Genomic DNA, 25,535 nt, shown 5'->3' with positions numbered 1-25,535 from the left:
ATTTGAGTAGTGATCGCGGGTGCGGCCGGGAGCTGGCTCCCGGCCGCACCCTCTTTTTCTCTTGAGCGACGGAGCGTCCCTCCCTTGGACTTCGACGGATTGTTCTCCAACTTCGGAGAACTCACCACGACCGGCTTGACGCAGGGCGCCATCTACGCCCTGGTCGCGCTCGGCTACACGCTCGTGTACGGCGTGCTAAGGCTCATCAACTTCGCCCACTCCGAGGTCTTCATCGCCGGCGCGTTCGCCGCGATCTGGACCTGGAACGGCTTCGGGCTCGACCAGAACTCGCAGGTCAGCGGCATCGGCTCGATCCTGTTCTACCTGCTGGTGGCGATGATCGTGGCGGCCATCGCCTCGGCGGGGACCGCCACGGTGATCGAGCGGGTCGCGTACCGGCCGCTGCGCAAGCGCAACGCGCCGCCGCTGGCGTTCCTCATCACCGCCATCGGTGCGTCGATCGCCATCTCCGAGGCGTTCGGCGTCTACACCCGCCGCCTGCCGGAGGGCGCGCCCATCCTGGTCAGCTCGAAGCCGCTGTTCCACATCGCCGGGGTGCCGATCGACGCGGTGCAGCTGCTGACCGTCGGTTCCGCGCTGGTGATGATGTTCGCGCTGGACCAGTTCATCAACCGCAGCCGTACCGGCCGTGGCATCCGCGCGGTGGCCCAGGACGCCAACACGGCGGCCCTGATGGGCGTCAACAAGGACCGCATCATCCTGATGGTCTTCATCGCCGGTGGCAGCATGGCCGGCGTCGCGGGCCTGCTCTACGACGTGCGGATCCAGACGCTCACCTACAGCGTCGGCTTCCTGCTGGGCCTCAAGGCGTTCACCGCGGCGGTGCTCGGCGGTATCGGCAACCTGCGCGGTGCGCTCGTCGGCGGCCTGCTGCTCGGCGTCGTGGAGAACTACGCCGCGGGCCTGTTCGGCAGTCAGTGGAAGGACTTCGCCGCGTTCGCGGTGCTGGTCGTGCTGCTGATGTTCCGGCCGACCGGTCTGCTCGGCGAATCACTGGGGAGGGCACGCGCATGACGACCACCATCGACCCGCCGGAGCGGCGGGAGACGGCGGCGGACAAGCTGCGGCAGGGCCGGCACGCGATCTCGGAGCGCTGGCACCACGCGCCGCGTTGGGTGCGCTGGGTGTTGCTCGTCGCGGTCATCGCGTTCTTCTACGCGCTGCCGAACAAGGAGTTCTACCAGTACCTCGGGCCCATCCCGACCCCGGGAGCGAACTTCACCCAGGTGATGTTCACGGTCTCGATCTACGTGCTGCTGGCGGTCGGGCTCAACATCGTGGTCGGCTTCGCCGGCCTGCTCGACCTGGGCTACTTCGGCTTCTTCGCCGTCGGCGCGTACACGGTCGCGGTGCTGACGTCGCCGAGCAGCGACGTCAAGACGCTGTGGCCGTGGCTGCTGGTGGTGCCGATCGCGATCGCCCTGACCATGGTCTCCGGCGTCATGCTCGGTACGCCGACGCTGCGCCTGCGCGGCGACTACCTGGCGCTGGTGACGCTCGGCTTCGCCGAGATGATCCGGATCGCGGCGGTCAGCTCCGAGTTCCTCAAGGGACAGCGCGGCTTCAACCAGATCCCGCACCCGCCCGGCGAGTACGCCGACGGCCGGCCGTGGTTCGGCGTGCTCGACGCCCGCCCGTACTACTGGCTGGTGCTCACGCTGATCATCCTGGTCGTGATCGGGGTGCGGAACCTGACCCACAGCCGCGTCGGCCGGGCCTGGATCTCGATCCGAGAGGACGAGGACGCGGCCCAGCTGATGGGCGTGCCGACGTTCAAGTTCAAGCTGTGGGCGTTCGCCTCCGGCGCGGCCATCGCCGGCCTGGCCGGCGCGTTGTTCGCCGGTAAGCAGAACTTCGTCAACTCGCAGAACTTCGAGCTGCTCAACTCGATCATCATCCTGGCCGCTGTCATCTTCGGCGGCTCGGGCAACATCGTCGGCGCGATCGTCGGTGGCGGCCTGGTGGCGTACATGATCGAGCGGTTCCGCGGCATCGAGCTGTTCGGCGTGGAGCTGTACGAGTACCGGTTCCTCTTCTTCGGTCTGGTGCTCGTGGTAATGATGATCTTCCGGCCGCAGGGCCTGATCCCGAACCGGCGACGGGCGGCGGAGTTCAAGGACCGCCGCAAGGAGGTGATCGTCGGTGAGTGACACCGAGCAGACCCCGGCCGTTCCGGCCCAGGCGGCGGCCCCCGCCGTCGAGACGGTCGACGAGCGGGAGCCGTTGCTGGAGGTCGACCACGTCACGCTGCGCTTCGGCGGCGTGGTGGCCCTCAACGACGTGGACTTCACCCTCTACAAGGGTGAGATCCTCGGGCTGATCGGCCCGAACGGCGCCGGCAAGACCACCTGCTTCAACGCGATGACCGGCATCTACCAGCCCACCGAGGGGCAGATCCGGTTCCGGGGCCAGAAGATCAGTGGCAAGAAGCGCCACCAGATCACCCGGATGGGCATGGCCCGTACGTTCCAGAACATCCGCCTCTTCCCGGAGATGACCGCGCTGGAGAACGTCCAGGTGGGCGCGGACGCGCACCACAAGACGAGCGTGATCTCCGCGCTGCTGCGCCTGCCGCGGCACTGGAAGGAGGAGCGCGAGGGCCGGGAGAAGGCCGAGCGCCTGCTGGAGTTCGTCGGCATCAGCAACCGGATGCACGAGTTCGCCCGCAACCTGTCCTACGGCGAGCAGCGGCGGCTGGAGATCGCCCGCGCGCTGGCCACCGACCCGGCGCTGCTCTGCCTGGACGAGCCGGCCGCCGGCTTCAACCCGGCGGAGAAGGAGGAGCTGCTCCAGCTCATCCGGCAGATCCGGGATCAGGGCGTCACGGTGCTGCTGATCGAGCACGACATGCGCCTGGTGATGGGCGTGACCGACCGGATCGTGGTCCTGGAGTTCGGAAAGAAGATCGCCGAAGGGCTGCCCGCCGAGGTGCGGGACAACCCGAAGGTGGTCGCGGCGTACCTGGGGGTGCCGGACGATGCTGCTTGAGATCGAGGACGTGAGCCTGCTCTACGGGCGGATCCAGGCGCTGCACGGCATCAGCCTGACCGTGGACGAGGGGGAGATCGTCGCGCTGATCGGCGCGAACGGCGCCGGCAAGTCCACCACCATGCGGGCGATCTCCGGCATCCGGCCGGTCGCCTCCGGCACGATCAAGTTCGCCGGTGAGGACATCACCAAGCTCCGGGCCGACCTGCGGGTCCGGCGCGGGCTGTGCCAGGCACCCGAGGGCCGGGGCATCTTCCCCGGTATGTCGGTGCTGGAGAACCTGGACATGGGCGCGTACACCCGGCGCGACAAGGCCGGTATCGCCCAGGACCTGGCCCGGGTGCTGGACCTGTTCCCGCGGCTGGCCGAGCGGCGCAAGCAGGCCGGCGGCACGCTCTCCGGCGGCGAGCAGCAGATGCTCGCGGTCGGCCGGGCGCTGATGAGCCGGCCGAAGCTGCTGCTGCTCGACGAGCCGTCGATGGGTCTCGCGCCGATGCTGATCCAGCAGATCTTCACGATCATCACGGAGATCAACCAGCAGGGCACCACCATCCTGCTGGTGGAGCAGAACGCCCAGCAGGCGCTGGCGCGCGCCCACCGGGCGTACGTGCTGGAGACCGGCCGGATCGTCAAGAGCGGCACCGGCACGGACCTGCTGCACGACCCCTCGGTCAAAGAGGCATACCTCGGCGTGGCCTGACCGACCGACCCCTCGCACCCTAGGAGTACAGCCATGTTCCACCCCAACCCCGGACGGCGGGCGGCGCTCGGCGTCGCCGGTGCGGCCGTCCTGCTGCTCTCCCTCGCCGCGTGCGGCGAGGAGGAGAGCACCACGCAGCCCGGTGGCGGCCCCAGCGTCTCGTCGTCGGTCGACGCCGCGCTGGCCGCGAAGGTCCCGGACGCGATCAAGTCGGACGGCAAGATCGTGGTGGGCACCGACTCCACCTACGCCCCGGCGGAGTTCCTGGACACCGACGGTAAGACCGTGATCGGCTTCGACGTCGAACTGTTCACCGCGGTGGCGGCCAAGCTGGGCCTCAAGGCGGAATTCGTCTCGGCGCCCTTCGGCGACATCATCAACGGCGTCAACTCGGGCAAGTACGAGGCGGGCGTCTCGTCGTTCACCATCAACGACGATCGCAAGGCCCAGGCGAACATGGTCAGCTACTTCCAGGTCGGCACGCAGTGGGTGACCAAGAAGGGCAACCCGGCCGGGGTCGCGCTGGACAACGCCTGCGGCAAGAAGATCGCGGTGCAGAAGGACACGGTCCAGGTCGAGGACATCCAGAAGCGGTCCAAGGCGTGCACCGATGCGGGCAAGCCGGCGATCACCATCGACCAGTTCCCGGGTCAGGACGCCGCCACCGCCGCCGTCGTGTCCGGCAAGGACGACGCGATGCTGGCCGACTACCCGGTCGGCGTGTACGCGGTGACGCAGTCCAACGACGCCCTGGAACTGCTGGACAAGCAGTACGAAGCGGCGCCGTACGGCTACGTACTGGGCAAGGAGCAGACGCAGCTGGCCGAGGCGGTGCGCGACGCGACCAAGGCCGTGATCGCCGACGGCTCCTACAAGCAGGTGCTCGACAAGTGGAAGGTGGGAGACGGCGCGATCACGGACCCCGCGATCAACCCGTGACGACATGACCACCGAGGAAGCGACAACCGCACGGGCACGGCCGGAACCGATCAAGGCCGTGCCCGTGCGGCACCCCGGACGATGGGTCGCGGTGGCGGTGCTATCCGTCCTGGCCGCGATGTTCGTCCACCTGCTGGTCACAAACGAGGCCTTCAACTGGTCCTTCATGGTCGACAAGATGTTCCGGCCGCCGATCATCGAGGGCCTGCTTCGCGGCACCGTGCTGATGACCGTCAGCGCAATGCTGATCGGCGTCACGCTCGGCGTGGTGATCGCGGTGATGCGGCTGTCGGACAACCCGATCCTGCGCGGCGTGGCCTGGCTCTACACCTGGTTCTTCCGGGCGGTGCCCCGGCTGGTGCTGCTGGCCGTCTTCGGCAACATCGGCATCCTGTGGAGCCGGGTCGAGTTCGGGGTGCCGTTCGACACCCAGATCGGCCAGCTGTTCGGCATCGACAACCTGCAACTGCGGCTGTTCGGTTTCTCCTCCCGGGACATCCTGACCGGGTTCATGGCCGGCCTGCTCGGCCTCGCGCTCTCCGAGGCCGCATACATGGCGGAGATCGTCCGGGCCGGCATCCAGTCGGTCGATCCCGGCCAGACCGAGGCCGCCCAGGCGCTCGGCCTGAGCCGCGCCCAGTTGCTTCGCCGGGTGGTGCTGCCGCAAGCGATGCGGGTGATCATCCCGCCGACCGGCAACGAGACCATCGCCATGCTCAAGGACACGTCCCTGTTGCTCTACGTGCCGGTGAGCGTGGAGCTGTTCTTCCAGCTCGACGCGGTCGGCAAACGGACGTTCCAGATCTTTCCGATGTACGTCGCGGCGTGCCTGTGGTACCTGTTCCTGACCAGCATCCTGCTGGTCGGCCAGTACTACCTGGAACGCCACTTCGGCAAGGGCTACGGCGTGAGCGGCCGGGCCCGGCTGAAGCTGCGGGGTATGACGGCCGAGACCGGCGGCGGCGCGGGGGTGGTGAAGTGACCGAGCTGATCGTGCCCGCGCAGACCACCGCACCGTCGGCCGAGTCCGGGCTGATGGTGCGGGCCGAGCAGGTGCACAAGTCGTTCGGGCCGCTGGAGGTGCTCAAGGGCATCGACCTGGAGGTCCGCTCCGGCGAGGTGTGCTGCCTGCTCGGGCCCTCCGGCTCCGGCAAGTCGACGTTCCTGCGCTGCATCAACCACCTGGAGAAGATCGACGCCGGCCGGATCCGGGTGGACGGCGACCTGATCGGCTACCGGGAGCGCGGCGGCAAGCTCTACGAGATGCGGGACAAGGAGGTGGCTGCGCAGCGCCGCGCCATCGGCATGGTGTTCCAGCGGTTCAACCTGTTCCCGCACATGACGGTGCTCCAGAACGTCACCGAGGCGCCGGTGCTGCTGCGCCAGGCCAAGAAGGCGCAGGCCCGGGAGCACGCCGCACAGCTGCTGGACCGGGTGGGGCTGGGGGACAAGCTCGGCGCGTACCCCGGTCAGCTCTCCGGCGGCCAGCAGCAGCGGGTGGCGATCGCCCGGGCGCTGGCCATGCGGCCGAAGCTGATGCTGTTCGACGAGCCGACCAGCGCGCTCGACCCGGAGCTGGTGGGCGAGGTGCTGGACACGATGAAGGACCTGGCCCGCGACGGCATGACGATGATCGTGGTGACCCACGAGATCGGTTTCGCCCGGGAGGTGGGCGACCACCTCGTGTTCATGGACGGCGGCGTGGTGGTCGAGCAGGGCGACCCGCGCGAGGTGATCTCGGCGCCCCAGCACGAGCGGACCAAGGCGTTCCTGGCCAAGGTTCTCTGACCTCGGCCTCCGGTGCGGCGCGCGCCGCACCGGAGGCCGGAGTTGTCGGGCGTACGGACTAGAGTCGCAGCCGTGACAGCTACGACGCCGCGCCTGCTCCTCGTCGACGGACATTCCCTGGCATACCGGGCGTTCTTCGCCCTGCCTGTGGAGAACTTCTCCACCACCACGGGGCAGCCGACGAACGCCGTCTACGGCTTCACCTCGATGCTGATCAACGTGCTGCGCGACGAGCAGCCCACGCACATCGTCGTGGCGTTCGACGTCTCCCGCCGCTCCTTCCGCACGGAGAGATACTCCGATTACAAGGCCGGCCGCAGCGAGACCCCGACCGACTTCAAGGGCCAGGTCAGCCTGGTCAAGGAGGTCCTCGCCGCGCTGCGCGTGCCGGTGGTCGAGAAGGAGGGCTACGAGGCCGACGACGTCATCGCGACGCTCGCCTGCCAGGCCCGCGACCAGGGCATGGACGTGCTGATCACCACCGGCGACCGGGACGCGTTCCAGCTCGTCGGCGAGCGGGTGACGGTGCTCTACCCGCGCAAGGGCGTCTCCGACCTGGCCCGGATGGACCCGGCCGCGGTCGAGGCGAAGTACGGCGTCACCCCTGATCGCTACCGCGACCTGGCCGCGCTGGTCGGCGAGACCAGCGACAACCTGCCGGGCGTGCCCGGCGTCGGCCCGAAGACCGCGGCCAAGTGGATCAACCTGTACGGCGGCGTCGAGGGCGTGGTGGCCCGCGCCGACGAGATCAAGGGCAAGGCCGGCGACAGCCTGCGTGAGCGGCTGGCCGACGTGATCCGCAACTACGAGATCAACTGCCTGGTCTCCGACCTGGAGCTGCCGGTCCGCCCCGAGGACGCCCGCTGGCAGGGCTGGGACCGCGAAGCGGTGCACCAGGTCTTCGACACGCTCCAGTTCCGCATCCTGCGCGACCGGCTCTACCAATACCTCGAAGCGGTCGAGCCGGAGGCCGAGGCGGGCTTCGACCTGGCCGGCGAGGTGCTCACCGAGCCGGGCGCGCTCGCGGGCTGGCTCGGCACGCACGCGGCGGCGGGCGCACCGGTGGGCCTGGCGGTGACGCTCGACACCGGCCCCAACCGCCGGCACACCGCCACGGTGACCGGGATGGCGCTGGCCACCGCCGCCGGCGCGGGCGCCTGGTTCGACCCGAGCCGGCTGGACGCCGACGACGAGGCCGCGCTGGCCGGGTGGCTGGCCGACGCGGAGCGCCCGAAGGTGCTGCACGACAGCAAGCCGGCGGTGCTGGCGTTCGCCGCGCACGGTTGGGAGCTGCACGGCATCGCCCGCGACACCCAGATCGCCGCCTACCTCGCCCGCCCCGACCAGCGCTCCTACGACCTCACCGACTTGGCGCTGCGCTACCTGCACCGGGAGCTGCGCGTCGACGCGCCGGAGACCGGCCAGCTCACCCTGGACGGGCTCGGCGACGAGGGGGTGGCCGAGCAGAACCTGATGCTCCAGGCCCGCGCCACGCTCGACCTGGCCGACGCGATCGACGCCGAGCTGTCCCGCGACGGCGAGCAGTCGGCGCGGCTGATGGCCGGCGTGGAGCTGCCGCTGATGCGGGTGCTCGCCACCATGGAACGCACCGGCATCGCCGCCGACACCGACTACCTCTCCGAGCTGGAGGCGCACTTCGCCGCCGAGGTGAAGGCCGCCGCCCAGGGCGCGTACGAGGTGGTCGGCCGGGAGTTCAACCTGGGTTCGCCGAAGCAGTTGCAGGAGATCCTCTTCACCGAGCTGGGCCTGCCCAAGACCAAGCGGATCAAGACCGGCTACACCACCGACGCCGACGCGCTCCAGTGGCTCTACGCGCAGACCGAGCACCCGCTGCTGCACCACCTGCTGCGCCACCGCGACGTGGCGAAGCTCAAGTCGACTGTCGACGGGCTGCTCAAGTCCGTCTCCGACGACGGCCGCATCCACACCACGTTCAACCAGACGGTGGCCGCGACCGGCCGGCTGTCCTCCACCGAGCCGAACCTGCAGAACATCCCGATCCGCACCGAGGAGGGGCGGCGGATCCGGCGCGCGTTCGTGGTCGGTGAGGGCTACGAGTGCCTGCTGACCGCCGACTACAGCCAGATCGAGATGCGGATCATGGCGCACCTGTCGTCGGACGACGCGCTGATCGAGGCGTTCAACTCCGGGCACGACTTCCACGCCGCCACCGCGTCCTCGGTCTTCACGGTCGAGGTCGGCGACGTCACCGCCGACCAACGCCGCAAGATCAAGGCGATGAACTACGGCCTGGCGTACGGGCTCAGCGCGTTCGGCCTGTCCCAGCAGCTCGGCATCAGCGCCGAGGAGGCGCGCGGGCTGATGGAGAACTACTTCGCCGGGTTCGGCGGGGTCCGCGACTACCTCCAGGAAGTGGTGGCCCGCGCCCGCCAGGACGGCTACACCTCCACCATCCTGGGTCGCCGCCGCTACCTGCCCGACCTGGTCAGCGACAACCGGCAGCGTCGCGAGATGGCCGAGCGGATGGCGCTCAACGCCCCGATCCAGGGTTCGGCGGCCGACATCATCAAGGTCGCGATGCTGCACGTCGACAGCGCGCTGCGCGACGCGGGGCTGCGCTCGCGGATGCTGCTGCAGGTGCACGACGAACTGGTATTCGAGGTCGCCCCGGGCGAGCGGGAGACGCTGGAGGCGCTGGTGCGCAAGCAGATGGGCGAGGCGTACCCGCTGTCGGTGCCGCTTGAGGTGTCGGTGGGCGAGGGCCACGACTGGAACAGCGCCGACCACTGACCCCCCACCGCCGTCCCACCCGCGCCGGCCACCACCCGCCCGCCCCGGCGGTGATCAAGGAGTTTGTGTCCCCGAACGGCCTCGGGCGTGACCCAAACTCCTTGATCACCGCGCCGGAGGCGACGGCGGCGAGAGCAGAGGCTGGGGCGCCGGGGCGGCGGCCTGGAGGGCGGCGGCCAGGCGGTCGCGGACGGCCACCTGGGCCGCGATCCGGGCCTCCAGCACAGCCAGTCGCTGCCAGCCGACCCGCAGCCCGGCCGGAGACGGCGGCGCCGACGCCACGTCCCCGTCCAGGCAGGGCAGGAAGACCCGCACGTCGTCCAACGTCAGCCCGGCGTCGAGCAGGTGGCGGATGTTGCGGACCCGGGTGACGACCCCGTCGTCGTACTCGCGGTAGCCGTTCGCCGCCCGGGTCGACGTGATCAGCCCGTGTTCCTCGTAGTGCCGCAGGGCACGTGGCGTGCAGCCCGTCGCCGTCGCCACCGCGCCGATCCGCACCGCCGCCACCGTCCTCTCACGCGACCACCGCGCCCCCGTCCACCGGCAGCACCACACCGGTGACGAAGCCCGCCTCCGGCTCGCACAACCGCCGGATCGCCCAGACTACGTCCTCCGGCCGGCCGATCCGACCCGCCGGGGTGTGCGCGAGCTGCCAGTCCCGCACCGCCGCGCGCCGCTCGGGGGAGAGGCCACTGTGCTCGCCGATGGGGGTGTCGATCGCGCCGGGCGCCACCGCCACCACCCGGACGCCGCGCGGCGCGAGTTCCACCGCCCAGCTACGGGTCAGCGAGTCCAGCGCGGCCTTGCCCGCCGCGTACACCGAACTGCCCGGCCAGGCGCGCAGGCCGACCGACGTGGTGACGTTGACGATCACGCCACGGGTCGCGGCGAGCGCCTCGACGGCGGCGTGCGCCAGCCGGATCGGCGCGAACAGGTTCGTCTCCAGCTGCCGCCGGGCGGCGTCCTCGTCCAGCTCGGCCAGCAGGCCTCCACCTGCCACGCCCGCGTTGTTGACCAGGACGTCGAGGCGGCCGTACCGGTCGAGCGCGGCGCGGACGACCCGGTCCGGCCCGTCGGGAGCGGTGACGTCGGCGGTCAGCGGGGTGATGTCCGGCCGGCCGGCGGCGGTCTCCGACAGCGGCGCGGCGCGCCGGCCGACGGCGAGCACGGCGTACCCGGAGGTGGCGAGGGAGCGTGCGGTGGCCCGGCCGATGCCGGTGCCCGCACCGGTGACCACGGCGGCGCGTGGCGTGCTGCGTTCCATGCCGGCATCGTCCGACCCTGCCGCCTGCGGCATGGTCAAGTCAGAGACCGGTCAGTGCGGGCATCGCGTTCAGCGCGCCGTGCACCACGAGCAGCGGCCACATCCGGCGGTACCGGGACCACAGGTAACCGAGGAACAACCCGAGCACGCCGTGGTTGACGACCACAGTGGCCAGGTCGACTCCGGGCCGTCCGGTGCCCTGGATGGCCACGTGCCAGGCCGCCCACACCATCGACGCGAGCACGATCGCCGGCCAGCGGCCCAGCAGCGACTCCCACCGGGTCTGCAGCCACCGCCGGTAGAAGACCTCCTCCAGCAGCGCGTTCACCGCGAAGCCGGCCAGCAGGATGACGACGAGCGTCACCGGTCTGAACGTCCGCCCCCAGTCGCTGGCCGGCACGGCCAGCGGCGTCGCGTAGCTGAGCACCAGCCACACCGCCACCGGCAGCGCCGGACCCCACCGGTGGGCGGCGTCCGGCGGGGCCGGCCCCGGCCGCGACCGCGGCGGCCACCGGCGCGCGGCCAGGAACACCCCCGCCGGTACGCCGAGCAGCAGCGCGAGCTTCAACACGGTGTACGCCGGTTCGCCGCCCAGCAGCGGCATGACGGCGGCGAACGCGATCCCGGCCAGCAGCAGCGGCACCGCCTCGCGGTACGGCGCGACCGGGTCCGGCCACCTCGGATCGGAGGTGGGTGGGATCAGGCGGATCAGCGCGATCCCGGCCAGCGCCGGGATCCACCGGCTCCACATCGGTACGGTGCCGTCGTGGTCGGCGCTGTACCTGATGCCGGTGTTGCCGGTGACCACCAGGAGGACCGCCGAGACGACGACGAGCCCGAGGCCGGCCAGGAGGACCACCTGTCCGGCGCGGGGATGACGGCCGGCGGTCGAGACGTCTGTCGTCATCGCCGGCACGGTACCAACGCGCCGCGAACGGACCGGCGGCTCAGCCCTTGAGCGGGTCGTGTCCCCAGTTCATCAACGACCAGCGCCACCTGGTGTCCCGGACGTCGCCTGCGGGGCGTTGCGCCAGGTGGCGGTGCACGTACCCGATCACCTTGCGCATGTGTTTGTAGTCGGCGGCGGTGAGGTCGGCGCGCTTGCGGCGCAGCAGGTCGACGATGCGCCGGCCGGAGTCGTGGCCGACCGACTCGCCGCCCTTGGTGCCCGGCTTGTGCCAGCCGACGTGCTTGGACTCGTCGGTCTCCAGCCAGCGGGTCAGCTCGGCGGGCTTCATGTTCACCGTGTCGGTGAACTCCCGGTACGTCTGCTGCGGGTCCTCAGCGCGACTCATGGCGAAGCACCTCCGGGCGGTGGGCCACGTCGCGGCCCGAGTCGTCGTTGGTGATCCGGTACTGCGGCTGCTCGGGCGAGGCGTCCACGGTGTGCCCGCGGACGTGGGTGCGCTCGGTCAGCTTCTCCTTGACGACGCCGTACGCCCGGCCGCTGTGGCTGGCCCAGGAGACGTGGTCGCCGGCGCGGAATTCCTTCTCGGCCATGCCGGGCGGTTACCCGGAGCGGATACCGAGTAACGGCGTCGTCAGGGCCGGATCTCCGCGACCGGCAACTTGATCGCGAAGGGCTCGGACAGCTCGATCACCTCGCTGCCGTCGTCCACCAGTTCGTACTGCCGCTCGCCGCCCGGGCCGATCCGGTCACCGAGGCGGTACGCGTAGAGGTGCACCGGATCCTGCTCGATCCGCCAGTAGAACGGGATCCCGGCGGCGGCGTACTCGCCCGGCTTGGCGAACCGGTCGACCCGCCGGGTGCCGGGGGAGACGATCTCGACGGCCAGGACGACGTCCGCCGGTCGTAGCAGCCAGCAGTCGGACGGCAGTTCGGCGCGGTGGAGCAGGACGTCGGGTCGGCGGCTGGCGTCGATGTCCAACCCGACGCTCACCGCCTGGGTCGCACGCAGATGCGCCGGCACGTGGGATCGTAGCCACCAGGTCAGCAGGCCGGCGACGTCCTGGTGGTGGAGAGTAGGCAAGGGCGTCACGTGGATGATGCCGTCGACCAGTTCGACGCGGGGTGCGTCGGGCGGCAGCGTCAGCAACTCCTCCACCATGTGGTCGGCACGCTGTTGCCGAAGCGGGTCCGGACGCCATGGAGAGGATGGGGTCGCGATCGGCTCGGCGCTCACCAGGGCAGCATGGGGGCGTCATCGCCGGCCCGATCGCACCGCGCGTCCGTCCGGCGTCAGCCGGCCGCCTTCTCGGTGACGAAGATGGCCGTGCCGGGGAACAGCCGTCCGCGCAGCGGGCTCCACTGGCCCCAGACCCCCTCGTGCCCGGCCGGCCACTCCGGCTCCACCAGGTCCAGCAGGCGGAACCCGGCGCCGACCAGCTCCCGGATCCGGTCGCCCAGGGTGCGGTGCTGCTCGACGTACGTGGCCACGCCGTGCTCGTCCTGCTCGACGTAGGGGGAGCGGTCGAAGTACGAGTGCACGGCGGTCAGTCCGCCCTCGCCCGGGTCGTCCAGGAAGATCCAGCGCATCGGGTGGGTGACCGAGAAGACCCACCGGCCGCCGGGGCGCAGCACCCGGGCCACCTCGCGCATCGCCGCCGCCGAGTCGTCCACGAACGGGATCGCGCCGAACGCCGTGCAGACGGTGTCGAACGCCCCGTCGGCGAAGGGCAGCGCGAGCGCGTCGGCCTGCACCAGTGGCACGCGTACCCCGGTGCGGCCGGCGGCCCCGGCGGCGTGCCGCAACATGCCGGCGGACAGGTCGAGCGCGACCGGCCGGGCACCCTGGGCGGCGAGCCAGCGGGCGGCGGCGGCGGCCCCGGCGCCGAGTTCGAGGATCCGCCGGCCGGCCACGTCGCCGAGCAGCCGGGCGTCGGCCTCGCGCAGCCCCTCCGGGCACCAGACGAAGTCGGCGTCGCCGAGGAACGCGCCGTGCTCGGCCTGGTACGCGTCGGCGTCGGTGTCCCACCATCCGCGGTTGGCGCGGCGGATCTCGCCGGCGTCGACCCGTCGGCGGGTCACCCTGTCGTCGTCCACGGGTTCACGCTAGGTCCGTACGGCCCGGACCGGTGCGGTGGGGGTGGCGGCCGGGACTGGTGTGACGGACGAGACAGCTGTGGCACCTTACCGAGCAAAATCTCCGCTTTCGCAGCGGATGAGTTCGCACGGACCCGGGAGGGCTTGCACGCTGTGGTAATGCAGCGGGTAGGCTAGACGATGCGCTCGCGGATCGTGTGCCTCGGCAGGGAGCAGGTGCGCGGTCACCGGAGCCACTAATGATCTTCTCGCGTCGATCGTTCGTGTGCCCGGCGACGGATCCGCTGGCGCGGAAGAGTCACCGCGACACCCATGCCCGCTGTGACAACCCATCCGACCGGAGCAACCGCCCACATGACGAGCAGCATCGAGGCCACCTCGAGCGCCAACAAGGTCACCGTCGACGACCTCGGCTCTGAGGAAGCTTTCCTCGCCGCGATCGACGAGACCATCAAGTACTTCAACGACGGCGACATTGTCGAAGGCACCGTCGTCAAGGTCGATCGGGACGAGGTCCTGCTCGACATCGGCTACAAGACCGAGGGCGTCATCCCCTCTCGGGAGCTGTCGATCAAGCACGACGTGGACCCGGCCGAGGTCGTTTCGGTGGGTGACCACATCGAGGCCCTCGTCCTCCAGAAGGAGGACAAGGAGGGTCGGCTGATCCTCTCCAAGAAGCGGGCGCAGTACGAGCGGGCCTGGGGCACGATCGAGAAGATCAAGGACGAGGACGGCGTCGTCCGCGGCTCGGTCATCGAGGTCGTCAAGGGTGGTCTCATCCTCGACATCGGGCTGCGTGGCTTCCTGCCCGCGTCGCTCGTCGAGATGCGGCGTGTGCGTGACCTGCAGCCGTACGTCGGCCGCGAGCTCGAAGCCAAGATCATCGAGCTGGACAAGAACCGCAACAACGTGGTCCTGTCCCGCCGTGCCTGGCTGGAGCAGACGCAGTCCGAGGTGCGCACCGAGTTCCTCAACAAGCTCCAGAAGGGGCAGGTCCGCAAGGGCGTCGTCTCCTCGATCGTCAACTTCGGCGCGTTCGTCGACCTGGGCGGCGTGGACGGCCTCGTGCACGTCTCCGAGCTGTCCTGGAAGCACATCGACCACCCGTCCGAGGTCGTCGAGGTGGGCCAGGAGGTCGAGGTCGAGGTCCTGGACGTCGACCTGGACCGCGAGCGGGTCTCGCTGTCGCTGAAGGCGACGCAGGAGGACCCGTGGCGTCAGTTCGCCCGCACCCACGCGATCCAGCAGATCGTGCCGGGTAAGGTCACCAAGCTGGTGCCGTTCGGTGCGTTCGTCCGCGTGGACGACGGCATCGAGGGCCTGGTCCACATCTCCGAGCTGGCCGAGCGCCACGTGGAGATTCCCGAGCAGGTCGTGCAGGTCGGCTCCGAGGTCATGGTCAAGGTCATCGACATCGACCTGGAGCGCCGCCGGATCTCGCTGTCGCTCAAGCAGGCCAACGAGGGCTTCGTCGAGGGCGAGGAGCACTTCGACCCGACCCTCTACGGCATGGCCGCGACGTACGACGAGCAGGGCAACTACATCTACCCGGAGGGCTTCGACCCGGAGACGGGCGAGTGGCTCGAGGGCTACGACAAGCAGCGCGAGACCTGGGAGCAGCAGTACGCCGAGGCGCGTCAGCGCTGGGAGGCCCACACCAAGCAGGTGCAGACCTCCCGCGCCGCCGACGCCGAGGCCGCTGCCAACCCGGCTCCGCCCGCCACCAGCGGCACCACCTCGACCTCGACCTCGGCCCCGAGCCGTCAGGCCGAGGAGCCGGCCGGCACGCTCGCGACCGACGAGGCGCTCGCCGCGCTGCGGGAGAAGCTCGCCGGCGGCAAGTGACCGGACGCTGACGCCCGTCCGTCCCACCGGACGAACCGGCGACTGCCTCTGACGACGGGCCCCGTCCCCGCGTTCCGCACCAGCGGAGCGCCGGGGCGGGGCCCGCGTCGTGTGCCGGGCGGGTTTGGCATGCCTGCACCGGATCCGGTTGACTGTCCGGGTGCTGAAAGTGGGGCTGACCGGCGGGATCGGATCGGGCAAGAGCGCGGTGGCGAGCCGCCTCGCCGCGCTGGGCGCGGTGGTCGTCGACGCGGACCGCATCGCCCGTGAGGTCGTCGCGCCCGGCACCGACGGGCTGGCCGAGGTGGTCGCCGCCTTCTCCGGCAAGGTCGTGGACGCCGACGGGGCGCTGGACCGGGCCGCTCTCGGCGCGCTGGTCTTCGGCGACGAGGCCGCCCGCCGCACGCTCGAAGGGATCACCCATCCCCGGGTACGCGCGCGCAGCGCCGAACTGGTCGCCGCCGCTCCCGCCGACGCGATCGTCGTGAACGACGTACCGCTGCTGGCCGAGGTGGGGCTCGCGCCGACGTACCACCTGGTGGTCGTGGTGCGGACGGCCGTGCCGACCCGGATGGCCCGGCTGACCCGGGACCGGGGCATGGCCCCGGAGGAGGCGCAGCGGCGCATCGCCGCGCAGGCCGACGACGCCACCCGCGGCGCGGTCGCCGACGTGCTGCTGACGAACGACGGCACACTGACCGAGCTGCACGCCGCCGTGGACGCCCTGTGGCGGGACCGCCTGCTGCCCTACGAGCGCAACGTCCGCGAGGGCCGCGCCGTCGCGCCCGGCCCGGCGTTCGGCGGGCCGGACCCGGCGTGGCCGGAGCAGTACGCCCGGCTGGCCGCCCGAATCCGCCACGCGGCAGGCGGTGACGTCCGGGTCGACCACGTCGGCTCCACCGCGGTGCCGGGGCTGGCCGCCCCGGACGTGATCGACATCCAGGTGACGGTGTCCTCGCTCGACGAGGCGGACGGGCCGCTCGCGCAGCGGCTGGCCGAGGCGGGTTTCCCGCGACTTCCGGGCGACTGGTGGGACGCCCCGCGGCAGCCGGAGCCGGTGCGCTGGGCCAAGCGGCTGCACGGCGGCGCGGACCCGGGACGTCCGGTGCGCCTGCACCTGCGGGAGGCCGGTTCGCCCGGCTGGCGGTACGCGCTGCTGATGCGCGACCACCTGCGCGCCGACCCGGCGCGGCGGGCCGACTACCTCCAGGTGAAGCGGGATCTGGCGGCGGCCGCGCCGGAACACGCCGCCTGGGGCACGGTGACCGATCCCTGGTTCGACGAGGAACACCTGCGCGCCGAGGCGTGGGCCGCGCAGACCGGCTGGCGGCCCTGACCGGGCCGTCGGGACCGCACCGGGCCCGGTTCAGCGGGCCGTCGAGGCCGCGGATCCGCCGCTGCCCGCCGCGCGCCCCGCGGTGAGGTCGAGCCGGATCCAGACCCCCGGCCCGGTCCGCAGTTCCAGCCGGTGCGGCAGGCCGCCCCGGTCCAGCCACCAGCGTCTGCCGCCCGGCACCTCGAACACGTCGACCGTCGTCCGGCCGCCGAGCCGGTCCTCGCGGACCCGGACGGCGTCGCCGGCGGGCGCGCGCCGGGCCGCCCGCAGTGCCGCGTCGAGCAGCCGGTCCAGGTCGTCGCCGGGCGGGCCCGCGGGTGCCGCGAGCAGCGCGGCCGGCACCGGCGCCGGGGGCGTCGCGGGCCCGTCGGAGGAGCGCGGCACCTCGGCCACCCGGCCCGGCCGGACCCACCGCAGGGTACGCCGGCCGCTGCCCTCCTCGATCACCGCGAGGTACGCCGACGGGCTCGCCCAGTTCACCGTGCCGGTGGCCCGCAGGTTGGCCGACGGGGCGAGCGGGGCGTCCACCGCCACCGGCGCGCCGCGCAGTGCCCGGAGCCGGGCGGGCAGCGCGGCCAGCCGGGCGGCCTCGTCGTCGGTGGGCGCCCGGGGCTGCCCGGCCCGGCCGCCGAGGGCGTCCACCGGGTGCACTGTGGCCCGGTCGGCGCGGGTCAGGTCGACGGTGACGGGTGTGCCGTCGGCCAGCCGCCCGGTGAGCCGGTGCAGCCGGGCGTCCGCGTCGACCCACAGCGCCGGGCGCGGGTCACCGAGCGGTGCGAGGGGCGCCTGGAGCACGTCCACCGGGACGCCGCCGGTCCGGTCGCCGCGTAGCCACCGGCCTTCGGCGGGCGGATCGACCCGGTCGGCGCCGAGCCCGATCAGCAGGTCGCGTACCGCACCGAGGCCGTGCCCGCCGGCCGGGGACCGCATCCGCCACCGGTCCGCCGGCGGCACCAGCGGGGGCCGGGCCGGGGTGGGGAGCGCGCCGGGGTCGGGCCGCACCAGCAGCGCGGAAGCGGTGGCCTGGATCAGGCCGCGGTCACCGCCCGCGCCCGGACCGCCGACGTCGAGATAGACCAGGGGGCGGGCCCAGTCGACCCAGCCGACCAGTTCGGTACGGGCGGTGCCGGCACCGACGGTGACCCGGACGCCGGCGCGTACGTCGCGCAGGTTGGTGACCCGTAGCGCGGCCACCCGGTCGGCCTCGGCGGCGGTGAGCGGGCGTGCCGTTCCGGTCTCGCCCGTCCGGCCGGGGATCCAGGTGAGCAGGCCGGCGACGAGCGTCGCGGCGGAGATCGCTGCCGCCGCCACGAGTGCGGCGAGCGCGATCCGGCGCCGGTCCGGCCCGTCCGGCGGGTCGTCGGCGCCGTCCAGTTCCGGGTCGCCGTCCGGCCGGGTGGTGAGCGTGGGACGGCGGTCGGCGAGCAGGCCGGCGCGCCGGCGCCGGCCGGCCACGGTGGCGGGACGGGTCGGTGTGCTGGTGCGGCCCCGCCGGTGGCCCCGGCCCGGTTCGCGGGGTACGGCCTGGTCGCCGTCGCCTCGCGCAGAGAGCCGGTGGGGGCGGCTCACGCCGCGCTGGCCTCCCGGCTCGTCGGCGGGCTGGGGCGTGCCGGTGTCGGGCTGGGGCGTGCCGGTGTCGGGCTGGGGCATGCCGGTGTTGGGCTCGCGTCGCGGCCGGCGCTCGGGAGAGGTCCCCACGAGTGGAGAACGCGGCAGCGGGGGTTCGGTGACGAGCAGGGGCGCTCGCGGCGGCCGGTCAGCGCTGCGCGCGACCACCGTCGGCGCGCACGCCGGTCGTCCCGGGTGCTGCGGCCCTGGCGCCGGGGGCGACCGGCCCCGCATGGGGCGATCACCGGCCCGGTCGGCCGCCGCGAGCGGCCTACGGTACGAGGGTAGACCGGTGAGATGAGCCACACAATGGGAATATCGAAGCTGATCAGGGACGGTCGGTGGTCGTGGCCGGAAGTGTCGGACCTCGGGCGTACCGTTGGTGTCATGGCGCTCGACATTCCCCGGCTCGACGGCCGCTTCCAGGTCGTCAGTGAGTTCCAGCCGGCCGGTGACCAGCCGGCTGCCATCGACGAGCTTGAGCGTCGCGTGCGGCGCGGCGACCGCAACACGGTGTTGCTCGGCGCGACCGGCACGGGCAAGAGCGCCACCACGGCGTGGCTGGTCGAGCGGCTCCAGCGGCCGACCCTGGTGCTCGCCCCCAACAAGACCCTCGCCGCCCAGCTCGCGAAGGAGTTCGGCGAGCTGCTGCCGCAGAACGCGGTCGAATACTTCGTCTCCTACTACGACTACTACCAGCCCGAGGCCTACATCCCGCAGACCGACACCTACATCGAGAAGGACTCCTCGATCAACGAGGAGGTCGAGCGGCTGCGGCACTCGGCCACGATGTCGCTGCTCACCCGGCGGGACGTCATCGTCGTCGCCACCGTCTCGGCGATTTACGGCCTGGGCACGCCGGAGGAATACCTCGACCGGGCCGTGCGGGTCAAGGTCGGGCAGGAGCTGGACCGCGACCAGTTGTTGCGCCGTCTGGTCGACATCCAGTACGCGCGCAACGACATGGCCTTCCAGCGCGGCACCTTCCGGGTCCGCGGCGACACGCTGGAGATCATCCCGGCGTACGAGGAGCTGGCGGTCCGGATCGAGCTGTTCGGTGACGAGATCGAGAAGCTCTACTACCTGAACCCGCTGACCGGTGACGTGGTCCGCGAGGTCGACAGCCTGATGATCTTCCCGGCCACGCACTACGCCGCCGGCCCGGAGCGGATGGAACGGGCGATCCGCGACATCGAGGCCGAGCTGGGCGAGCGGCTGGCCGAGCTGGAACGGCAGGGCAAGCTGCTGGAGGCCCAGCGGCTGCGCATGCGCACCACCTACGACATCGAGATGATGCGCCAGGTGGGCTTCTGCTCCGGCATCGAGAACTACTCCATGCACATCGACGGCCGGCTGCCGGGCAGCCCGCCGCACTGCCTGCTCGACTACTTCCCCGACGACTTCCTCACAGTGGTCGACGAGTCGCACGTGACCATCCCGCAGATCGGCGGCATGTACGAGGGCGACGCCTCCCGCAAGCGGATGCTCATCGACCACGGCTTCCGGCTCCCCAGCGCGGCCGACAACCGGCCGCTGCGCTTCGACGAGTTCCTGGAGCGGGTGGGCCAGATGGTCTTCCTCTCCGCCACCCCCGGCCCGTGGGAGCTGGAGCAGGCGCAGGGTGAGTTCGTCGAGCAGGTGATCCGGCCCACCGGCCTGATCGACCCCGAGGTGGTGGTCAAGCCGACAAAGGGGCAGATCGACGACCTCATGCACGAGATCAAGCTGCGTACCGAGCGGGACGAGCGGGTGCTGGTCACCACGCTCACCAAGAAGATGGCCGAGGACCTCTCCGACTACCTGCTGGAGAACGGCATCCGGGTGCGCTACCTGCACTCCGAGGTCGACACGCTGCGCCGCGTCGAGCTGCTGCGCGAGCTGCGCAAGGGCGACTACGACGTGCTGGTCGGCATCAACCTGCTCCGGGAGGGTCTCGACCTGCCCGAGGTGTCGCTCGTGGCGATCCTCGACGCGGACAAGGAGGGTTTCCTGCGCAGCGGCCGGTCACTGATCCAGACCATCGGCCGTGCGGCCCGTAACGTCTCCGGCCAGGTCCACATGTACGCCGACAAGATCACGCCGTCGATGGCGGACGCGATCGACGAGACCAACCGGCGCCGGGCCAAGCAGATCGCGCACAACGAAGCGAACGGCATCAAGCCGGAACCGCTGCGCAAGAAGATCCACGACATCCTCGACGACATCTACCGCGAGGCGGAGGACACCGAGAACAGCAACGTCGGCGGGGCCGTGCGGCAGCTCTCCCGGGGCAAGGCGCCGGTCAAGGAGACGCGCAGCCGCCGGGGCGCCGCGGCGACCCCGTCGCGCGAGGGGATGGCCCGGGCGGACCTGGCCAACCTCATCCAGGAACTCAACGACCAGATGCTCGCCGCCGCGCGCGAGTTGCAGTTCGAGCTGGCCGCGCGGATCCGCGACGAGGTCGCCGACCTCAAGAAGGAGCTGCGCGGGATGGACGCCGCAGGGGTCCGGTGACCGGCGCGACGGCCGAGGCGGCGCGATGCTGACCGAGGTCGTCACCGCGCGCCCCGATCCGCTGCTGCGCCGGTGGGTGGACCGCTACCTCGGCTACCGCGAGGAGGCGCCCGTCCCGCTGGTCCGGCGGGAGGCGGCGGGCGCGTTCGTGGTGCTGATCCTCGGCTGGGGCGACCCGCTGGACGTGACCGATCCGCGTGCCCCGGCCCGGGGCGCGTACGCGAACGCCTTCCTGGCCGGTCCGTCCGACGGCTGGTGCGCCACCCGGACGACCGGGACCGGCACCGGAGTGCAGGTGTTGCTGACCGCCCCGGCAGCCCGCCGCCTGCTCGGGCTGCCGCTGGCCGAGCTGACCAACCGGGTGGTGCCGGTCGACGCGGTGGCGGGCTGGCTGGCCCGGCTGCGCGACGAGCTGGCCGGCGAGCGGGGCTGGCCGGAGCGCTTCGCCCGGCTCGACGCCGCCCTGGCCGCACGGTTGGTGTCGACCGTGCCGCCGGACCCGCACCTGCTGGCGGCCTGGCGGCGTCTGGACGGCAGCGGGGGAGCGGTCGGCGTGGCCACGCTCGCCGGGGAACTGGGCTGGTCCCGCCGCCACCTGTCGGTCCGGTTCCGGCGGGAGTTCGGCCTGCCGCCGAAGACCGTCGCCCGCCTGCTGCGCTTCGAGCGGGCGTACGCGAGCCTGGGCCGGACGCTGCTCACCGCCGGGGCCGCCGGGCCGGACGACGCCGGGTGGGCGGAACGGGCCGTCCGGTGGGGTTACTACGACCAGTCGCATCTGATCAGGGAGTTCCACGAGTTCGCCGGCGCCACCCCGGCCGCGCTGGCCGGGCCGGGATCCCATTCGTCCAATCCGGCCTGACCGCCCCGGCGGCAGACTGAGGGCATGCAGAGCGTGTATCCCGTCTTGCGGTATCCCGACGTGCGAGCCGCCGTCGACTTCCTCTGTTCCGCGTTCGGCCTGACCGTGCGAGAGGTGCACGAGTTGCCCGACGGCGCCGTCGTCCACGTGGAGCTGGAGTTCGCGGGCGACCTGGTGATGCTCGGCCCGGGGCCGGCGCCGCGGTCCCGCCCGGCCGACGACGACTACGTCGTCTACCTGGCGATCGACGACGTCGACGCGCATCACGAGCGGGCCCGGGCGGCCGGTGCGGACATCGTCCGGGCGCCGTCCGACACCGACTACGGCTCCCGCGACTACGTCGCCCGCGACCTGATCGGGCTGGTCTGGTCGTTCGGCACCTACCGCCCCTGACGGGCCGGCCCGCGCGGTTGCGCTGTGTGGGCGAGGTATTGCCGAGAGTGACGGCGATGCGTACGCTCCCTCCCGGGAGGCGTACATGCCGTTGTCAGCAAGTCCCGTGGTCCGCAGGGCGAGGCTCGGCGTGGAGCTGCGCCGGCTGCGTCGCCGCGAGTCGCTCACGCTCGAACAGGTATGCGCCCGGCTGGGCTGGGCGTCCACCTCGAAGCTGTCCCGCATCGAGCTGGGGCAGAGCCGGCCCGACCTGGCCGACGTGCTCGACCTGCTCGACGTCTACGAGGTGCCGTCGCCGCAGCGCGACGAGCTGATCGTCATCGCCCGCGACGCCGCCACCGGCCGGGGCTGGTCGAAGGCGCTCGGTGAGATGGGGGAGCGCCAGCGGGCGTACGCCGAGCTGGAGGCGGGTGCGGCGCGCATCGTCGAGTACCAGTGCGTGCTCGTGCCCGGTCTGCTTCAGACCCCGGCGTACGCCCGGTTGCGCGTGTCGGCTGGCGCGGCGCTGACCGGGGAGGTGGACGTGGAGGCCGACGTCCGCGGCCGCGTCGCACGCCAGGAGTTGCTGATCCGGCCGGACCCGCCGCACTACACCGCGCTGCTGGACGAGCGTGTCTGCGACCCGGGCGGCCTGCCCGCCGACGTGTGGCGCGACCAGATGCGGCATCTGGCCGCGCTCGCCGAACGGCCCCGCGTCACGGTCCGGGTGTTGCCGTCCGCGGCGTCGGGCGGCGACGGACCGCACCCGCTGGCGCCGTTCTCGTACTACGCCTACCCCGACCCCGAGGACCCGCGCACCGTGCTGGTGGAGACGCTCACCACCGACCTGCGGCTGGTCGCCGAGGCGGAGGTGGCCCACTACGAGCGGGTCGTCGAACGACTGCTGGCCTCGGCGCTGCCGGCGGACGCCTCCGCCGAGCTGGTGGCCCGGCGGCTCGGTGCGGCGTCGGTGCCCCGGCCGCGGGATCCGCACGAGCTGGAGTGAGCCGCGCGGCCCGCTCCCGGCGAGGCGCGGCCACCGGGCCCGGTGCCCCCGATGCCCGTCGGGACCGGTGGCCGCGCAGCGCGCAGGCTATGGCAGGGGTACGACAGTTCAGGCCGGAACGTCGATGAAGTGCTCGACCAGCGGCGGGCCGGCGAAGTGCGGCCCGATCAGGCCGCGCCACTGCGCGAACCGCTCGGTCTGGCGGAAGTTCACGTCGTGCGCCTCGACCGAGTCCCACTCGACGAGCAGCACGAACCGGGTGGGGGACTCCACGCCCCGGGTCATCCGCACGGAGCGGCAGCCTTCGGCGCCGGCGAGGATCGGGCGCGCCCGCGTGTAGGCGGCGGCGAACTCGTCCTCGTGTCCGGGCGTGACATCGATCAGCGCGACCTCAAGAACCATGCTGGCAGCCTGCCATGCCGTCGCATCGCGGGTACGTCCCGGGTGACGTCGGGATAGCCGCGTCGGGTTCGGGTGGCTAGCCTCCTAGGACGCCGCGCGCAACGTGAGCCGCAGCACGTCGGGAGATCGACGAGCGGTCCGGAGATGCGCCACCTCGGTGCGATGGTGAACAATGGCGATCGAGGAGGGGAGTATTCCCCCGCGACGGAGTCGTCAGCACGGAAGAGCGCCCGGCACCCCCGGTCGCCCGACCCGGCTCCGCGGTCGGAACCGGTCACCGGGCTCCGGCGGAAGAGACCTCCGTCAGTCACCCCTGTCAGTGTCGACGCACCCCGGCACCCCACCCGGCGTTCGGTGTGTTCCGACGCAGCGTGTCTGCCGGAGGATGAATTTGAACGTGTCCGCATTGGTGTGGGCGGTAACGCTGATCGCGATGATCGCGATCCTGCTCGCCGACCTGTTCATCATCGGCCGACGACCCCACGAGCCCAGCGTCCGTGAGTCCAGCCTGTGGGTGGGCTTCTACGTCGGCCTGGCGTTGATCTTCGGCGGCGCGCTCTGGCTGACCGCGGGTGGTCGCGTGGCCGGCGAGTTCTACACCGGCTGGCTCACCGAGTACAGCCTCTCGGTCGACAACCTCTTCGTCTTCGTGATCATCATGGCCCGGTTCGGGGTGCCCCGGCAGTACCAGCAGAAGGTGCTTCTCGTCGGCATCATCCTGGCCCTGGTCATGCGCGGTGGTTTCATCGCGGCCGGCGCGGCGCTGATCTCCCAGTTCTCCTGGGTGTTCTACATCTTCGGCGCGTTCCTCATCTACACCGCGGTGAACCTGGCCCGGCAGGGCGAGCCGGACGAGGACGAGTTCAGCGAGAACGTGCTGATCCGGTGGAGCCGCCGCGCGCTGCCGCTGTCCCGGGACTACGACGGGGCGAAGATCACCACCCAGGAGCACGGGCGGCGCCTGTTCACCCCGATGCTGATCGTCATGATCGCGATCGGCACCACCGACCTGATCTTCGCGCTGGACTCGATCCCGGCGATCTTCGGCATCACCCAGGAGCCGTACCTGGTCTTCACCGCCAACGTGTTCGCGCTGATGGGGCTGCGGCAGCTCTACTTCCTGCTCGGCGGCCTGCTGGACCGGCTGATCTACCTCAGCTACGGGCTGGCCGTGGTGCTCGGCTTCATCGGCGTGAAGCTGGTGCTGGAGGCGCTGGCCGACAACAAGCTGCCGTTCATCAACGGCGGGGAGCACGTGGCGTGGGCCCCGCACATCCCGATCTGGCTCTCGCTCGCCGTCATCCTCGGCACCCTGGCCGTGGCCACGGCCGCCAGCCTGGCGAAGTCGTCCCGGGACCGGCGTCGGGCACTGGTCGAGGCCCGACGCTGACCCACCCGTCACCGCGAGGGGCGCTCCCATTCCCGGGGCGCCCCTCGGCGCGTCCGGGGTCAGACGCGACGGGCGCCGACGAGGGTGGCGGTCCGGTCGGCCGGCAGTTCCTCCTCGACCACGCGGCGGGTCAGGTAGCAGGCGTGCAGCATCCGGCGTCGGCCGCCGCGCGGCTCCGCCGACACGATCCCGACGTGGTGGATGTGCCGGCCGGGCCGGGCGAAGAAGTAGAGGTCGCCGGGGCGTTCGGCGTCCAGTGGCACCCGCGACGTCGCCGCCGCCTGGTCGTCGGCGTCGCGCGGAAGCGTGACCCCGTACCGCCGCCAGGCCAGGTGCACCAGCCCGGAGCAGTCGATGCCGTCGGTGGACATGCCGCCCCAGACGTAGACCAGATCGCGCAGCCGCTCGGCGACCGCGAGCACGTTCTCGGCCTCGGGGCGCTCGGCGGGCAGCGGCACCAGGTCGTCCTCCGTCGCCCAGAGCGGGTCGGCCCGCCCGGGTACGCGGACCGGACGCCTGCCGTCCACCGCAGGCCCGGTCGGCGTGAGCCGGGTGCCGAGGACCACGCCGGTGAGCGTGGCGTCGCCGTCCGGCCCGGCGCGCAACGCGGTGCGGGCGACGTCGACGGTCAGCGGGCCGTCGGCGGCTGCCGAACCGGAGCCGGCCGGACCGGTATCGGACGGACCGGTATCGGACGGACCGGTATCGGACGGACCGGTATCGGACGGACCGGTATCGGACGGACCGG

The 25,535-nt window shown here is 71.9% G+C and carries 24 protein-coding genes and 1 pseudogene; 15 read left to right on the top strand and 10 right to left on the bottom strand.

The window, feature by feature from the left end; translation table 11 throughout:
- Window positions 1-84: 84 nt before the first annotated feature.
- The 8 genes from C569_RS0107500 (at window position 85) to polA (ending at window position 9,208) form a co-directional block, all read left to right on the top strand.
- Entirely contained in the window at window positions 85-1,035 is a 951-nt protein-coding gene (locus C569_RS0107500) for a branched-chain amino acid ABC transporter permease (protein WP_018785177.1), read from the top strand.
- Window positions 1,032-2,171 (top strand): branched-chain amino acid ABC transporter permease, encoded by a 1,140-nt coding sequence (locus C569_RS0107495; RefSeq protein WP_018785176.1) that lies wholly within the window; start codon window positions 1,032-1,034, stop codon window positions 2,169-2,171. The genes C569_RS0107500 and C569_RS0107495 overlap by 4 nt, the downstream gene beginning before the upstream one ends.
- Window positions 2,164-3,009: an ABC transporter ATP-binding protein gene (locus tag C569_RS0107490; protein ID WP_018785175.1), complete on the top strand. Its 846-nt coding sequence runs from the start codon at window positions 2,164-2,166 to the stop codon at window positions 3,007-3,009. The genes C569_RS0107495 and C569_RS0107490 overlap by 8 nt, the downstream gene beginning before the upstream one ends.
- Window positions 2,999-3,709 carry an ABC transporter ATP-binding protein gene (locus tag C569_RS0107485; RefSeq protein WP_018785174.1) on the top strand — a complete coding sequence of 237 codons (711 nt, stop codon included), beginning with the start codon at window positions 2,999-3,001 and terminating at the stop codon, window positions 3,707-3,709. The genes C569_RS0107490 and C569_RS0107485 overlap by 11 nt, the downstream gene beginning before the upstream one ends.
- Window positions 3,710-3,742: 33 nt before the next feature.
- Window positions 3,743-4,648 (top strand): ABC transporter substrate-binding protein, encoded by a 906-nt coding sequence (locus C569_RS0107480; protein WP_018785173.1) that lies wholly within the window; start codon window positions 3,743-3,745, stop codon window positions 4,646-4,648.
- A gap of 4 nt (window positions 4,649-4,652) precedes the next feature.
- Complete coding sequence (locus C569_RS0107475) at window positions 4,653-5,630, top strand: amino acid ABC transporter permease (RefSeq protein WP_018785172.1); 978 nt, start codon at window positions 4,653-4,655, stop codon at window positions 5,628-5,630.
- A 53-nt stretch (window positions 5,631-5,683) separates the two neighbouring features.
- Window positions 5,684-6,436 (top strand): amino acid ABC transporter ATP-binding protein, encoded by a 753-nt coding sequence (locus tag C569_RS0107470; RefSeq protein WP_196806696.1) that lies wholly within the window; start codon window positions 5,684-5,686, stop codon window positions 6,434-6,436.
- 72 nt (window positions 6,437-6,508) lie between these two features.
- Window positions 6,509-9,208: a DNA polymerase I gene (gene polA / locus C569_RS0107465; RefSeq protein ID WP_026267819.1), complete on the top strand. Its 2,700-nt coding sequence runs from the start codon at window positions 6,509-6,511 to the stop codon at window positions 9,206-9,208.
- A 105-nt stretch (window positions 9,209-9,313) separates the two neighbouring features.
- Here polA and C569_RS0107460 read toward each other — a convergent pair whose 3' ends face one another.
- The 7 genes and pseudogenes from C569_RS0107460 to C569_RS0107430 form a co-directional block, all read right to left on the bottom strand.
- On the bottom strand, window positions 9,314-9,706 hold the full coding sequence (locus tag C569_RS0107460) for a MerR family transcriptional regulator (protein WP_026267818.1): 393 nt from the start codon (window positions 9,704-9,706) through the stop codon (window positions 9,314-9,316).
- 16 nt (window positions 9,707-9,722) lie between these two features.
- The gene (locus tag C569_RS0107455; RefSeq protein ID WP_018785168.1) at window positions 9,723-10,472 is read right to left on the bottom strand and encodes an SDR family NAD(P)-dependent oxidoreductase; all 750 of its coding nucleotides are present in this window, start codon (window positions 10,470-10,472) and stop codon (window positions 9,723-9,725) included.
- Between the two features lie 40 nt (window positions 10,473-10,512).
- The gene (locus tag C569_RS0107450; RefSeq protein WP_018785167.1) at window positions 10,513-11,379 is read right to left on the bottom strand and encodes a CPBP family intramembrane glutamic endopeptidase; all 867 of its coding nucleotides are present in this window, start codon (window positions 11,377-11,379) and stop codon (window positions 10,513-10,515) included.
- Between the two features lie 43 nt (window positions 11,380-11,422).
- Window positions 11,423-11,767, bottom strand: a pseudogene (locus tag C569_RS0107445) (DUF3140 domain-containing protein); the annotation flags it as partial.
- A complete protein-coding gene (locus C569_RS0107440; RefSeq protein ID WP_018785165.1) occupies window positions 11,754-11,972 on the bottom strand; it encodes a DUF2945 domain-containing protein in 219 nt (72 codons plus the stop codon). The pseudogene C569_RS0107445 and the gene C569_RS0107440, both read right to left, overlap by 14 nt.
- A gap of 41 nt (window positions 11,973-12,013) precedes the next feature.
- A complete protein-coding gene (locus C569_RS0107435; protein WP_018785164.1) occupies window positions 12,014-12,541 on the bottom strand; it encodes a Uma2 family endonuclease in 528 nt (175 codons plus the stop codon).
- Window positions 12,542-12,672: 131 nt separating this feature from the next.
- A complete protein-coding gene (locus tag C569_RS0107430) occupies window positions 12,673-13,476 on the bottom strand; it encodes a class I SAM-dependent methyltransferase (RefSeq protein WP_018785163.1) in 804 nt (267 codons plus the stop codon).
- A 312-nt stretch (window positions 13,477-13,788) separates the two neighbouring features.
- On the opposite strand from C569_RS0107430, the gene rpsA reads away from it, so the two are divergent.
- Both rpsA and coaE read left to right on the top strand, forming a co-directional pair.
- On the top strand, window positions 13,789-15,321 hold the full coding sequence (rpsA, locus tag C569_RS0107425) for a 30S ribosomal protein S1 (protein WP_051090457.1): 1,533 nt from the start codon (window positions 13,789-13,791) through the stop codon (window positions 15,319-15,321).
- Window positions 15,322-15,481: 160 nt separating this feature from the next.
- Window positions 15,482-16,657: a dephospho-CoA kinase gene (gene coaE, locus C569_RS0107420; RefSeq protein WP_026267816.1), complete on the top strand. Its 1,176-nt coding sequence runs from the start codon at window positions 15,482-15,484 to the stop codon at window positions 16,655-16,657.
- Between the two features lie 30 nt (window positions 16,658-16,687).
- Here coaE and C569_RS0107415 read toward each other — a convergent pair whose 3' ends face one another.
- A complete protein-coding gene (locus C569_RS0107415) occupies window positions 16,688-18,307 on the bottom strand; it encodes a hypothetical protein (protein WP_018785160.1) in 1,620 nt (539 codons plus the stop codon).
- Between the two features lie 345 nt (window positions 18,308-18,652).
- Here C569_RS0107415 and uvrB point away from each other — a divergent pair, with 345 nt between their 5' ends.
- From uvrB to C569_RS0107395, 4 genes are all read left to right on the top strand, one after another.
- Window positions 18,653-20,758, top strand: a complete 2,106-nt coding sequence (uvrB, locus tag C569_RS0107410; protein ID WP_018785159.1) for an excinuclease ABC subunit UvrB — start codon at window positions 18,653-18,655, stop codon at window positions 20,756-20,758.
- Between the two features lie 25 nt (window positions 20,759-20,783).
- On the top strand, window positions 20,784-21,617 hold the full coding sequence (locus C569_RS0107405; protein ID WP_018785158.1) for a helix-turn-helix domain-containing protein: 834 nt from the start codon (window positions 20,784-20,786) through the stop codon (window positions 21,615-21,617).
- 24 nt (window positions 21,618-21,641) lie between these two features.
- Window positions 21,642-22,010, top strand: a complete 369-nt coding sequence (locus tag C569_RS0107400) for a VOC family protein (RefSeq protein ID WP_018785157.1) — start codon at window positions 21,642-21,644, stop codon at window positions 22,008-22,010.
- A gap of 85 nt (window positions 22,011-22,095) precedes the next feature.
- Window positions 22,096-22,995, top strand: coding sequence for a DUF5753 domain-containing protein (locus C569_RS0107395; protein WP_026267814.1), 900 nt, complete (start codon window positions 22,096-22,098; stop codon window positions 22,993-22,995).
- A gap of 108 nt (window positions 22,996-23,103) precedes the next feature.
- Here C569_RS0107395 and C569_RS0107390 read toward each other — a convergent pair whose 3' ends face one another.
- The gene (locus C569_RS0107390) at window positions 23,104-23,397 is read right to left on the bottom strand and encodes an antibiotic biosynthesis monooxygenase (protein ID WP_018785155.1); all 294 of its coding nucleotides are present in this window, start codon (window positions 23,395-23,397) and stop codon (window positions 23,104-23,106) included.
- Window positions 23,398-23,788: 391 nt separating this feature from the next.
- Here C569_RS0107390 and C569_RS0107385 point away from each other — a divergent pair, with 391 nt between their 5' ends.
- Window positions 23,789-24,787 carry a TerC family protein gene (locus C569_RS0107385; RefSeq protein ID WP_026267813.1) on the top strand — a complete coding sequence of 333 codons (999 nt, stop codon included), beginning with the start codon at window positions 23,789-23,791 and terminating at the stop codon, window positions 24,785-24,787.
- Between the two features lie 59 nt (window positions 24,788-24,846).
- Here C569_RS0107385 and C569_RS32140 read toward each other — a convergent pair.
- A partial coding sequence (locus tag C569_RS32140; protein ID WP_018785153.1) for a C40 family peptidase occupies window positions 24,847-25,535 on the bottom strand: 689 nt, incomplete at its 5' end.

This window comes from Micromonospora sp. CNB394, from assembly GCF_000374985.1.
In the GTDB taxonomy this organism is placed as follows: Bacteria; Actinomycetota; Actinomycetes; order Mycobacteriales; family Micromonosporaceae; genus Micromonospora; species Micromonospora marina.
This window is presented reverse-complemented; position numbering and strand designations above follow the sequence as displayed.